Below are 11987 nucleotides of genomic sequence, written 5' to 3'. Positions count from 1 at the left end.
TTTTCCGACAGGAGTTTCATGACCACCGCCCCCTGGCGCGACCCCGCCCGGCCCGCCGCCGCCCGCGTCGACGACCTGCTCGCCCGGATGACCCTGGAGGAGAAGTCCGCCCAGCTGTACGGGGTTTGGGTGGGCGCCGACACGGACGGCGACGGAGTCGCCCCGCTGCAACGGGAGATGACCTCCGACTACGACTGGGACGATCTGATCACCCTGGGCCTGGGACAGCTCACCCGATCCTTCGGTACGGCCCCGGTGGACCCGGAGTTGGGCGCGCAGGCGCTGGCCCGCGCGCAGCGCCGGATCGCCGCGGCCGGACGGTTCGGCATCCCGGCCGTCGCCCACGAGGAGTGCCTCGCCGGGTTCACCGCGTGGGGCGCGACGGCGTACCCGGTGCCGCTGGCCTGGGGCGCGAGCTTCGACCCGGCGCTGGTCGAGGAGATGGCCCGGCACATCGGCGCCGACCTGCGCGCGGCCGGCGTCCACCAGGGGCTCGCCCCGGTCCTGGACGTCGTACGGGATCCGCGGTGGGGGCGGGTGGAGGAGACGATCGGGGAGGACCCGTATCTGGTGGGGACCATCGGTGCCGCCTATACGCGGGGGCTCGAGTCGGCCGGGGTGGTCGCGACGCTGAAGCACTTCGCGGGGTACGCGTCCTCGGTGGGGGCGCGGAACCTGGCGCCGGTGCGGGCCGGGGTGCGGGAGTTCGCGGACGTCGTGCTGCCGCCGTTCGAGATGGCGTTGCGGGAGGGCGGCGCGCGGTCGGTGATGGCGGCGTACAACGAGACGGACGGCGTACCGGCGTCCGCGGATCCGGCACTGCTGACCCAACTCCTGCGGGAGGAGTGGCAGTTCACGGGGACGGTGGTCGCCGACTACTTCGGCATCGGTTTCCTGGAGACGCTGCACCGGGTGGCGGGCAGCCCGGCGGAGGCGGCCCGTGCGGCGCTGGCGGCGGGGATCGACGTGGAGCTGCCGACGCTGAAGTGCTACGGGAAGCCGTTGGTGGAGGCGGTGCGGGCGGGGGACGTACCGGAGTCGCTGATCGAGCGGGCGGCGCGCCGAGTGCTGCTGCAGAAGTGCGAGTTGGGGCTGCTGGACGAGGACTGGGCCCCGGAGCCGACCGGCCGGATCGACCTCGACTCGGCGGCGAACCGCGCGCTCGCCCGTCAACTGGCGGAGAAATCAGTGGTGTTGCTGGACAACCCGGACGGCGTACTGCCCCTCCCGCCGGACGCCCGGATCGCGGTGGTGGGCCCCAGGGCGGCGGACGCACTCGCCATGCTGGGCTGCTACTCCTTCCCGTCCCACGTGGGCGTCCACCATCCCGAGGTGCCGATGGGCATCGACATCCCCACCGTCCTTCAGTCGCTGCGGGCCGAACTGCCGGACGCCAAGGTGACGTTCGCGGAGGGGTGCGACGTGTCCGGCCCGGACACGACCGGTTTCGAGGAGGCGGTCGCGCGGGCGTCCGAGGCGGATGTGTGCGTGGCGGTACTGGGCGACCGGGCCGGCCTGTTCGGGCGCGGCACGTCGGGCGAGGGCTGCGATGTGGCCGACCTCCAACTGCCCGGCGTCCAGGCCGACTTGCTGGACGCGCTCGTGTCGACGGGCGTCCCGGTGGTCCTGGTCCTGCTCACCGGCCGCCCCTACGCGCTGGGCCGTTGGCACGGCCGCCTCGGCGCGGTGGTCCAGGCGTTCTTCCCGGGGGAGGAGGGCGGCCCGGCGGTGGCGGGAGTGCTGTCGGGCCGCGTCAACCCGTCCGGCCGCCTCCCGGTGAGCGTCCCGCACGTGCCGGGCGGCCAGCCGTGGACGTACCTCCAGCCCCCGCTGGGCCTCGCCGACGAGGTCAGCAGCCTCGACCCGACCCCGCTGTACCCCTTCGGCCACGGCCGCTCGTACACGACCTTCGCGTGGGAGCCCGCCGAATCAAGGGAGTTGGAGATCGACACGGACGGCTCCCACGACCTGACGCTCACCGTCCGCAACACCGGCGACCGGCCGGGCGCGGAGATCGTCCAGCTGTACCTGCACGACCCGGTGGCCTCGGTGACACGCCCCGACGTCCGCCTGATCGCCTACCAGCGACTGGAGTTGGACCCCGGCGAGGCATCCCGCGTCACCTTCCACTTCCACGCTGACCTGTCGGCGTTCACCGACCGGTCGGGGCGCCGGGTGGTCGAACCGGGGGCGCTGGAGCTGAGGTTGGCCGCCTCCAGCGCGGACGTACGGCATACGGCACGGCTGACGCTCAGGGGGCCGGAACGCGTGCTGGGCACGGACCGGCGGCTGTTGTGCGAGACGGAGGTTCAGACCTTGATCACGTGAACTCCGGCACCGCACAGGTCCCGGAGGTCCTCGGGGTCGGAGGTCAGCACGGTGACGGGTGCGGGCGACGCCAGAGCGGTCGCGGCGACGATCGCGTCGAGCGCGTACGTGTGACCGTGCAGACCGGCCGCAGCGAGGAGCTTGCTCGCCCGGCGGGCGATCGCCTCGCTGGGCGGGACGACGTTGACACGCGAGACGGCGTGGTCGAACCGGGCCTGGTGGGTCCTGGGGTCGCGGGCCTCGACGAGGGTCACGGAGCTGACGACCACGCGGATGTCCTCGGCCTCGGCCGCGACGAGCCACTCGGTGAGTTCGGGAGTGCGGCGGACGAGCTTGGCCAGGCCCTCGCAGTCGAGGACGAGCGTGCCGCTCACGCGGCGCCGGCCGAACCCGCCGAGCCACCGCGCAGGAGGGCTCGCTTGGCCTCGACCCCGGCCTGGTCCACCGGACCGTGCGCGGCTTCCGCGTCCTCGATCAGTTCACGCAGCCGGTCTCGCTCCAGTTGGCGCTGGATGAGTGCTTCCACGTAGGCGGACATGCCCCGCTTGCCGGTGCGCGCCTTGAGGGCGGCGATGGTGCCCTCGTGGAGCGACACCGACACCGGGCGGACGGGGCCTTCGCCGGGCAGGGGAGAATCAGCCATGACCTCACTTTAACAAAACTCTTGTTATTCGCCCGCCGACTCGAACCGCCACCGGTGCACCGCCCGCATGACCAACTCCCCCTCGGGCTCAGGGAGTTCGGGCAGCTCGGTGTCGTAGTCCGCGTCCCACCACGTGATGACGAGGACGCGGTCCTGGGGGGCGCGGAGGAACTCCAGGCGCAGGGGTTCGGCCGACAGCCGTTGCGCCCGCGCCCAGGCGAGCAGTTCGTCGCCCCGCCCCTCGGCCGCCCTCGCCTCCCACATCAGCGCGACCGTCACGAGTACAGGTTCTCCTTGCCGACCTCGTGCACATGGTCGTGCGAGTGGCCGGGGACGTGCGTTTCCGTCACCGGCAGCGAGGAGTCCGCCGAGAGGTCCCAGTCCGAGGGGGCCCGGTCGCGGGCCACCATTTCCGCGCCCAGTGCGGCGACCATCGCGCCGTTGTCCGTGCACAGCTTCGGGCGCGGGACGCGGAGGCGGATGCCGGCCGCCTCGCAGCGCTCCGCCGCCAGGGCCCGCAGGCGGGAGTTCGCGGCTACTCCGCCGCCGATCATCAGGTGGTCGACGCCCTCGTCCTTGCAGGCCCGTACGGCCTTGCGGGTGAGGACGTCGACGACGGCCTCCTGGAAGGACGCCGAAACGTCGCGCACCGGTACGTCCTCCCCGGCCGCCCGCTTCGCCTCGATCCAGCGGGCCACGGACGTCTTCAGCCCGGAGAAGGAGAAGTCGTACGCCGGGTCGCGCGGCCCGGTCAGTCCGCGCGGGAACGTGATCGCCGTAGGGTCGCCCTCCTTCGCGTACCGGTCGATGACCGGCCCGCCCGGGAAGCCGAGGTTGAGGACACGGGCGATCTTGTCGAAGGCCTCGCCCGCCGCGTCGTCGATCGTCGCGCCGAGCGGCCGTACGTCCGAGGTGATGTCGGAGGAGAGGAGGAGGGAGGAGTGGCCCCCGGACACCAGGAGGGCCATTGTCGGCTCGGGCAGCGCGCCGTGTTCGAGCTGGTCCACGCAGATGTGGGAGGCAAGGTGGTTCACGCCGTAGAGCGGCTTGCCGAGCGCGTAGGCGTACGCCTTCGCCGCCGAGACACCCACCAGGAGCGCGCCCGCGAGGCCGGGGCCCGCCGTGACCGCGATGCCGTCGAGGTCGCTCGCGCTGACGCCCGCGTCCTTCAGGGCGCGCTGGATCGTGGGGACCATCGCCTCCAGGTGGGCGCGGGAGGCGACCTCCGGTACGACCCCGCCGAAGCGGGCGTGTTCGTCGACGCTGGACGCGACCGCGTCGGCGAGCAGGGTGTGGCCGCGGACGATGCCGACGCCGGTCTCGTCGCAGGAGGTCTCGATGCCGAGGACGAGGGGTTCGTCAGCCATTGATCTCGGTTCCTTGTACGGAAGTTGACGGGTCGGTGAGGCGCATCACCAGGGCGTCGACGTTGCCCGGCTGGTAGTAGCCGCGCCGGAAGCCGATGGGCGCGAAGCCGAAGCGCTCGTAGAGCTTCTGCGCGCGGACGTTGTCGACGCGGCACTCGAGCATGACCTCGGCGCACTCGAACTCGCTCGCCGCGCTGAGGAGTTCGGTGAGGAGGGTGGCGCCGAGGCCGGTGCCCCAGTGGTCGCGGGCGACGGCGATGGTCTGGATGTCGGCTTGGTCGCCGGTGGTGGCGAGGCCCGCGTAGCCGATGACCCGGACACCGCCCTCGTACTGGTCGCCGGTCACCTCGGCCACCAAGTACCGGCGGGTCGCCTCGGCGCCCCGCGCGTGGGCCAGTTCGGACCAGAACATGCCCCGGGACCAGGCGTCCTCGGGGAAGAGGTCCTTCTCCAGTTCCAGCACGGGGTCGATGTCCCACCAGCGCATCTCGCGCAGCCGGGGGCTCGTGGATTCGGTCACTTGGGGGTGACCACCTTGTAGTTCTTGGGGACCTGGGCGTCGGGGCGGCGCAGGTAGAGCGGCCGGGGCGCGGGGAGTTCGACGCCCGCCGCGAGTCTCTCGGCGGCCAGGGAGGCGAGTGCGGCGGCGGACACGTGCTCGGGCTCGTGGGCGGACGGGAAGGTGTCCGGGTAGAGCAGGGCGCCCGCGCCGACGGCGGGCAGTCCCGCGACCTCGTCGGCGATGTCGGCGGGCCGGTCGACGGCCGGGCCGGTCACCCTCGTACGCGAGTCGGCGTAGCGGGCCCAGTAGACCTCCTTGCGGCGCGCGTCGGTGGCCACGACGAAGGGGCCGTCGAGGTCGGCGGCGTAGGCGAGGCCGTCCAGCGTGCACACACCGTGCACGGGCACGCCGAGCGCGAGCCCGAACGTGTCGGCGGTCATCAGCCCGACGCGCAGCCCGGTGTAGGGGCCGGGGCCGATGCCCACGACGATTCCCGTGACGGCGTCGAGCCTGAGCCCCGCGTCGGCGAGCACACGGTCGACGGCCGGGAGCAGCAGCTCACCGTGGCGGCGCGCGTCCACCTGACTCGACGAGGCGATGACGGCCTCGCCGTCGTGCAGGGCGACGGTGACTGCGGGGGTGGCGGTATCCAGAGCGAGCAAGAGCACGCAAACAGCCTACGGCTCCGGCGCCCCGGGCACGGCCGCCCCGGTCGGCCCGGCCCGACTGCTACCGTCACCTACAGTCACCGCACTTACTGGACATACAAGACACGGAGGTGGGCGCCGATGGCCGGCAGCAGCTCGGGAATCGTGGCCGGGCTCACCGTGGCGGCCGTCGCCACGGTCGGTTTCCTCGCCTATCAGGCGTCGGCGAGCGTCCCGGCCGGGCTGGACAGTGCGGCCCGCGCGAGCGCCCCGCCGGCGGTGGCCACCTCGAAGGCGCCCCGCGACAGGAAGAACCCCGCCGCGCTGCCCGCGGGCTCCGGCAGGGGCGAGCGGGTCGTGTACTCGCTGGACGACGACCGGGTGTGGCTGGTCGCCGAGAACAACAAGGTCAACCGCACGTTCAAGGTCACCCCCGGGACGGTGGATCCGACCCTGGGCTCCTACTGGGTCACGTCCCGCTCGAACGCGGTCACCGGCACCGACGGCACCCCCATCCAGCACGTCGTCCGCTTCACCAGCACGGGCGGGCTCGCGATCGGCTTCAGCGCGGCGGTCAACGGCGCGCCCCAGCAACCCGACCCCACGGTCAAGTCCGGCGGCATCCGCGAGTCGGTCGAGGACGGCACGGCGATGTGGGAGTTCGCGACGATCGGGCAGTCGGTGGTGGTGATCCGCTAGGCGGCCTTGCGCTGCGTCACGGGTGTGTCCACCGGCTCCGGTACGCGTGGCGGCGTCGAGACCGCCTTCGCCGCCTCGCCCGCCGCCAACAACTCCCGCATGGACACCCCGGCGAACGCATACGGCTGCGGGCGGTCCTGGTTCTCTGAAGCCGACGAAGCCGACATGGACGCCTCCTGGGACCTGGGGGCGGACGTAGTTAGGTAGACCTAACTACTAACTGGATACCATGTGACCACGCGCGAGACCCGAAACGCAACATCTTGCCGACACCTTGTCGGAACCCACTCATCCGGTCATCAGGGAGTCACGCGCCGAGCACGCCCAGTTCCACCGCGGCCCAGCGCCCACCGAGCCCGGTGACGGTGACATGCCGTACCTCGTCGGTCGTGTCTCCGACGGCCCGGTGGATGACGACGGACAGCCGGTCGTCGGTCAGCTCCTCGACCTTGCCCTCGCCCCACTCCACGACGATCACCGACTCGGGCAGCGAGACGTCGAGGTCGAGGTCCTCCATGTCGTCGAGCCCGCCGCTCAGGCGATACGCGTCGACGTGGACGAGCGGCGGCCCCTCCCCCAGTGAGGGGTGCACGCGGGCGATGACGAACGTCGGCGAGGTGACCGCGCCGCGCACGCCGAGCCCCTCCCCCAGCCCCCTGGTCAGCGTCGTCTTGCCGGCGCCGAGCTCACCCGTGAGCATCACGAGGTCGCCCGCGCGCAGCAGCTTGGCCAGGCGGCGCCCCAACTCCCCCATCTGCTCGGGGGAGTTGACGGTGATCGAGACGGACAGGGGCTCAGCCGCGTCGTGCGGTGCTGCTGGTGCTTCCATAGCCACTTACGGTAGCCCCTGCGGGCACGGCACCCGCGCGGGTGAGCAGGTCGGCGAGGCGGTCGGTGACCACTTCCGGGTGCTCCAGCATGACCAGGTGCCCGGCGTCCGGCACGAGCACCAGTTCGGCGTCCGGCAACTGGTCGGCGATGGCCTCGCTGTGCTCACTGGGCGTGACGAGATCACCGATCCCGGCCAGCACGAGCACCGGCATGTCCTTGAAGTGGGTGAGGGCCGCGGTCTTGTCGTGGTCGGTGAAGGCCGGGTAGAACTCGGCGACCACGTCGATGGGCGTGCCCTCGATCATCCGCTCGGCGAACCGCGCGACCGCCGGGTCGACGTCCCGGGACGCGAACGAGTACCGCTTGATGATCCCGGCGAACAGATCGGCGGTGGCCCGCCGCCCCCGCTCCACCAGCGCGGCCTGCTGACCGAGCGCCTTCAGCACGCCGGGCAGCACCCGCCGCACCGCGTTGACGCCGACGACGGGCAGCCCGAAGTTGACCTCGCCGAGCCGCCCGGAGGACGTACCGACGAAGGCGGTGGCGACGACCCGGTCGCGGATCAGGTCGGGGTACTGGTCGGCCAGTGCCATCACCGTCATGCCGCCCATGGAGTGCCCGACGAGCACGATCGGTCCCTCGGGCACGGCCGCGTCGAGCACGGCCTTCAGGTCGCGGCCCAACTGGTCGATGGTGAGCGGCATGTCGTCCTCGAGCTGCGCGGCCCCGCGCGCGGAACGGCCGTGGCTGCGCTGGTCCCAGTGCACGGTCCGTACGACCCCGCGCAGGGCCGCCCGCTGGAAGTGCCAGGAGTCCTGGTTGAGGCAGTAGCCGTGACTGAAGACGACGGTGACCGGGGCCGGTGCCTTGCGCCCGAAGAGCCGGCGGCGCTTGGGCGTGACGGCGACCTCGGGCTCGATGTCGTCGACCTCGTAGTACAGCTCGGTGCCGTCGTCCGCGTGGGCCGTGCCGGGGATGCCGCGCAGCGAGCCGTACGGTCCCGTGGAGTCGAGCGCGAGCCGCGCCCGCTCGCGCATGCCGCGCCCGACCGTCATCCGCTCTATGGCGACACCGGCCGCGGCGCCTGCGGCGATCACGCCTATCGCGGCGCCCGCGATTCCGGTCACCTTGCGCCAGTTGCCGGCCACCCCCGTGGCGGCGGAGGCGAGCTCGGCGACCGCCTCCGCACTGCTCTCGCTCACGTGCCGCTCCTCTTCCCGTCCCGGCCCTGCGCCGCGTCGTCCACCTCATACCCGGGGACGACCCCGTCCACGAGGACGTCTTCGTCGTCAAGGACGCCTTCATTGACGTAGACGCGGGGAACGCGCGTTCCGATGCGGGTGACGATCTCGTAGGCGATGGTTCCGGCGGCCTGTGCCCAGTCCTCGGCGGTGGGCTCGCCGCGGTCGCCGGGGCCGAAGAGGATGGCCTCCGCCCCGGGCTCCGGCTCGTCCCCTCCGAGGTCTACGACGAACTGGTCCATGGCGACCCGGCCCGCGACCGTGCGCCACTTGCCGCCGACCAGCACCGGGCCGGTGCCGGAGGCGTGCCGGGGGATGCCGTCCGCGTAGCCGACGGGGACGAGGCCGAGGGTGGTCGTGCCCGGAGTGACGTAGTGATGGCCGTAGCTGACGCCGTGCCCGCCCGGCACCTGCTTCACCAGGGCGACGGACGCCTTCAGGGTCATCACCGGCCGCAGTCCGAAGTCGGCGGACGAGCCCATTTCCGGGCTGGGCGAGATGCCGTAGACGGCGATGCCGGTGCGGACGAGGTCGAAGTGGGAGTCGGGGCGGGTAAGGGTGGCGGGCGAGTTGGCGATGTGGCGGACCTCGGGCCGTACGCCCCGGCCCTCCGCGTAGGCGACCATCTCGCGGAAGAGGGCGAGTTGGGCGTCCACGGAGGGGTGCCCTGGTTCGTCGGCGCAGGCGAAGTGGGACCAGAGGCCGGTGACGCGGAGCAGCCCCTCGGCCTCCGCGCGCAGGGCCTCGCCGACGAGTTCGGCCCAGTCGGCGCCGGGCTGGCAGCCGTTGCGCCCGAGGCCGGTGTCGGCCTTGAGCTGCACGCGCGCGGGGAGGCCGGTTTCGCGGGCGGCCGCCACGACCTCCCGCAGCGCCCACATGTCGCTGAGCGACATGTCGAGGTCGGCCTCGATGGCTTCGCGCCACGGTCCGCCGGGCGTCCAGAGCCAGCACATGATCCGCACCCCGGCCGGCAGCCCGGCGCGGGCCCTCAGGTCGAGGGCCTCCTCGGGGGTGGCCGTACCGAGCCAGGTCGCCCCCGCCTCGACGGCCGCGCGGGCGCAGGGCAGGGCGCCGTGGCCGTACGCCTCGGACTTGACGACGGCCATGACGGCGGCGCCCGGCGCGAGGGCGCGCAGGGTCCGCACATTGGCCCGCAGGGCACCGAGGTCGATCTCGGCGCGGGCGCGCAGGGGCGCGGTCGGCGCAGGTGCTGTCTCGTTCATGACGCCCCCAGTCTCTCAGAGGGGACTGACAAGCCCGCAGGCCCGCCTAGTTTCCGGGCCGGTGGCCCCACACGTAGACCCGGTCGCCCTTCTTGAGGACGCTCCAGAGTTTGCGGGCGTCGGCCAGCCGGAGGTTGACGCAGCCCCAGGAGCCGGTGGTGGTGTAGATGCTGCCGTAGACGGCGTGGAAGGCGATGCCGCCGTCGAAGAACTGGGCATACGGCATAGGGCTGTTGTACAGGGTCGACCAGTGGTTCTTGTGCTTCCAGTAGATCTTGTGCCAGCCGCCCCGGGTGACGTGCCCGGTGCGTCCGCTGCGCATCGGGACCGGTCCGAAGACGACCTTCTTGCCCTTCTGCACCCAGGTGAGCTGCCGGTCGAGATCGACACACGCGACGCGGTACGAGCGGACGGGGCACTTCCGGGCCGCGTTCGGGTTCTTCTTCGCGCTGAGGAGCTGCATGCGCGCCCAGGTCACGGGTCCGGCGAAGCCGATCGCGGGCTTGATGCCCTGCTTCTTCTGGAAGGCCTTGATCACCTTGCAGTCGGCGGCCGACTGCCGGCCGTCCACCTTCAGCTTCAACCACCGCTCCACGCCCCGCTGGTAGGGCCCGGTCTGCTTGCTGCAGGAGACCTTCGCCACGGCGTCCCCGATCGGCACGTACTCGACGAGCGCGTACGTCCCCGCCGCCGCGTCCCTCGGCTCGACCCGGTCCTCCTCCGCGGTCGGCGTGTACACCTTCGGTACGAGGGCCTGGTCGGGCGTGTCGATCTGCCAGGGCTGATACGGCCCCGGGGGAACGCCCGGCACGAGCTCGGTCTCGCCGGGCCCGGGCGCCGGCACCGGGTCGTCGGCCCAGGCGGTCCCGGTCCCTACGGGGAGGGCGATCACCGCGGTGAGCAGCACCGCGATGCTTCTGTGCGCGATTCGTGTACTGATCATGCGATCAGAGAAACGCGGCACCCCGGCGGGGAGCGGGTGCCGCGCGGAGGGGTCACCCTTATTGACGAGCGGTGGCGCCGCAGGTGCGGGAACGCGTCAGTCCCGCACGTCCCGCCACGCCGTCCGCACCGCCTCCGCCACGTCGTGCGCCCCCACCGGCGCCCCGTCCGCCGCCAGCCGCCCCGCGAGACCGTGCAGATACGCCCCCACGCTGCCCGCGTCGAACGCCGGCAGCCCCGCCGCCAGCAACGAGCCCGCGAGCCCCGACAGCACGTCCCCGCTGCCCGCCGTGGCCAGCCAGCCGGTGCCCGTCGGATTGACCCGCACCGCCCCGCCCCCGGAGTCGGCGACCAGCGTCGTCGAGCCCTTGAGGAGGACGGTCGCGCCGTACCGCCGCGCCAACTCCCGCACGGAGGTGAGCCGGGCCGCCTCGACCTCCGCGCGCGGGACCCCGAGCAGCGCGGCGGCCTCCCCCGCGTGGGGAGTCATCAGCGTCGGCGCCGTACGCGCCCGTACGGCGTCCGGATCCGCCAGCCGCAGCCCGTCCGCGTCGATGAGCACCGGCACGTCGGCCGTCACCACCTCCGCCACGGTCGCCGCGTCGTCGCCCGCCCCCGGCCCGACGACCCACGCCTGCACCCGCCCCGCCTTGGCCGGCCCCCGGTCCGACACCAGCGCCTCCGGGAACCGCGCGATCACCGCGTCCGCGGCCGGACCGACGTACCGTACGGCCCCCGCGCCGCCCCGCAGCGCCCCGGCGACGGCGAGCACGGCCGCGCCCGGGTAGCGCCCGGACCCGGCGGCGATGCCCACCACTCCACGCCGGTACTTGTCGCTCTCGGCGTCCGGCACGGGCAGCAGCGCCGCCACGTCCGCGTGCTGGAGGGCCTCCAACTCGGGTTCGACCGGCAGTTCGGCGCCGAGGCCGATGTCGACGAGCCGTACGGAACCGGCGTACTCGCGCGCGGGGTCGATCAGCAGTCCCGGCTTGTGGGTGCCGAAGGTGACGGTGAGGTCGGCCCGGACCGCGGCGCCCAGCACCTCTCCGGTGTCCGCCTCGACGCCGCTCGGGAGGTCCACGGCGACGACGACACCCCGGGAGTCCCCGGCGAGGGTCGCGAGCCGCGCGGCGTCCGGCCGCAGTCCGCCCCGGCCGCCGATCCCGACGATGCCGTCGAGGACGAGGTCGGCGCGCAGGACCGGTTCCTCGGCGGCGTCCGGCGACACGGTACGGCCGCCCGCGCGGAGCAGTGCCGCGAGCCCGCGCGCGTGGGTGCGGTCGGGCGCGAGCAGCACCGCCGTGACGGCCGCTCCGCGCCGGGCCAGCCGTGCCCCGGCGTAGAGCGCGTCGCCGCCGTTGTCCCCGCTGCCGACCAGCAGCGCGACCCGGCTGCCGTAGACCCGGCCCGTCAACTGGGCGCAGGCGACGGCCAGTCCGGCCGCGGCGCGCTGCATGAGCGCGCCCTCGGGAAGCCGTGCCATCAGCCGTCGTTCGGCGGCCCTTACCGTCTCCACGCTGTACGCAGTACGCATGCGGTCGAGTCTGCCCCGGGAGGGGCACGG

Annotated in this window: 14 protein-coding genes; 2 read left to right on the top strand and 12 right to left on the bottom strand. The window is 73.0% G+C overall.

Going from position 1 to position 11987, the window contains the following annotated elements; all coding sequences use genetic code 11:
- Positions 1-18 precede the first annotated feature (18 nt).
- Positions 19-2328 carry a beta-xylosidase/alpha-l-arabinosidase gene (locus SSP08S_RS06375; RefSeq protein WP_019066739.1) on the top strand — a complete coding sequence of 770 codons (2310 nt, stop codon included), beginning with the start codon at positions 19-21 and terminating at the stop codon, positions 2326-2328.
- Here SSP08S_RS06375 and SSP08S_RS06370 read toward each other — a convergent pair.
- From SSP08S_RS06370 to tsaB, 6 genes are read right to left on the bottom strand one after another with little or no spacing between them, the layout of a single operon-like run.
- Positions 2310-2702, bottom strand: a complete 393-nt coding sequence (locus SSP08S_RS06370; RefSeq protein WP_019066738.1) for a type II toxin-antitoxin system VapC family toxin — start codon at positions 2700-2702, stop codon at positions 2310-2312. The genes SSP08S_RS06375 and SSP08S_RS06370 overlap by 19 nt on opposite strands.
- Positions 2699-2971, bottom strand: coding sequence for a hypothetical protein (locus SSP08S_RS06365; protein WP_026178234.1), 273 nt, complete (start codon positions 2969-2971; stop codon positions 2699-2701). The genes SSP08S_RS06370 and SSP08S_RS06365 overlap by 4 nt, the downstream gene beginning before the upstream one ends.
- A 24-nt stretch (positions 2972-2995) precedes the next feature.
- On the bottom strand, positions 2996-3250 hold the full coding sequence (locus SSP08S_RS06360; RefSeq protein WP_019066736.1) for a hypothetical protein: 255 nt from the start codon (positions 3248-3250) through the stop codon (positions 2996-2998).
- Complete coding sequence (gene tsaD / locus SSP08S_RS06355; RefSeq protein ID WP_019066735.1) at positions 3247-4338, bottom strand: tRNA (adenosine(37)-N6)-threonylcarbamoyltransferase complex transferase subunit TsaD; 1092 nt, start codon at positions 4336-4338, stop codon at positions 3247-3249. The genes SSP08S_RS06360 and tsaD overlap by 4 nt, the downstream gene beginning before the upstream one ends.
- A complete protein-coding gene (gene rimI, locus SSP08S_RS06350; RefSeq protein WP_043259290.1) occupies positions 4331-4825 on the bottom strand; it encodes a ribosomal protein S18-alanine N-acetyltransferase in 495 nt (164 codons plus the stop codon). The genes tsaD and rimI overlap by 8 nt, the downstream gene beginning before the upstream one ends.
- A gap of 29 nt (positions 4826-4854) precedes the next feature.
- Positions 4855-5508, bottom strand: a complete 654-nt coding sequence (gene tsaB, locus SSP08S_RS06345) for a tRNA (adenosine(37)-N6)-threonylcarbamoyltransferase complex dimerization subunit type 1 TsaB (protein ID WP_019066733.1) — start codon at positions 5506-5508, stop codon at positions 4855-4857.
- Positions 5509-5628: 120 nt separating this feature from the next.
- On the opposite strand from tsaB, the gene SSP08S_RS06340 reads away from it, so the two are divergent.
- Positions 5629-6186 carry a L,D-transpeptidase gene (locus SSP08S_RS06340; RefSeq protein WP_019066732.1) on the top strand — a complete coding sequence of 186 codons (558 nt, stop codon included), beginning with the start codon at positions 5629-5631 and terminating at the stop codon, positions 6184-6186.
- On the opposite strand, the gene SSP08S_RS62470 is transcribed toward SSP08S_RS06340, so the two are convergent.
- From SSP08S_RS62470 to SSP08S_RS06310, 6 genes are all read right to left on the bottom strand, one after another.
- On the bottom strand, positions 6183-6353 hold the full coding sequence (locus tag SSP08S_RS62470) for a hypothetical protein (protein WP_019066731.1): 171 nt from the start codon (positions 6351-6353) through the stop codon (positions 6183-6185). The two genes, SSP08S_RS06340 and SSP08S_RS62470, sit on opposite strands and share 4 nt — an antisense overlap.
- 140 nt (positions 6354-6493) lie before the next feature.
- Positions 6494-7015, bottom strand: coding sequence for a tRNA (adenosine(37)-N6)-threonylcarbamoyltransferase complex ATPase subunit type 1 TsaE (gene tsaE / locus SSP08S_RS06330; RefSeq protein ID WP_019066730.1), 522 nt, complete (start codon positions 7013-7015; stop codon positions 6494-6496).
- Positions 6981-8219, bottom strand: coding sequence for an alpha/beta fold hydrolase (locus SSP08S_RS06325; protein ID WP_019066729.1), 1239 nt, complete (start codon positions 8217-8219; stop codon positions 6981-6983). Before SSP08S_RS06325 ends, tsaE begins: the two co-directional genes overlap by 35 nt.
- Entirely contained in the window at positions 8216-9481 is a 1266-nt protein-coding gene (alr, locus tag SSP08S_RS54865) for an alanine racemase (RefSeq protein WP_019066728.1), read from the bottom strand. The genes SSP08S_RS06325 and alr overlap by 4 nt, the downstream gene beginning before the upstream one ends.
- Before the next feature lie 46 nt (positions 9482-9527).
- On the bottom strand, positions 9528-10424 hold the full coding sequence (locus SSP08S_RS06315) for a L,D-transpeptidase family protein (protein WP_026178233.1): 897 nt from the start codon (positions 10422-10424) through the stop codon (positions 9528-9530).
- Between the two features lie 96 nt (positions 10425-10520).
- The gene (locus SSP08S_RS06310; RefSeq protein ID WP_026178232.1) at positions 10521-11957 is read right to left on the bottom strand and encodes an NAD(P)H-hydrate dehydratase; all 1437 of its coding nucleotides are present in this window, start codon (positions 11955-11957) and stop codon (positions 10521-10523) included.
- Positions 11958-11987: the final 30 nt, after the last annotated feature.

The sequence above is a fragment of the Streptomyces hokutonensis genome (assembly GCF_000376565.1).
Lineage (GTDB): Bacteria > Actinomycetota > Actinomycetes > Streptomycetales > Streptomycetaceae > Streptomyces > Streptomyces hokutonensis.
The sequence above is the reverse complement of the archived record's forward strand: the minus strand, read 5'-3'. Positions and strand labels throughout refer to the sequence as shown.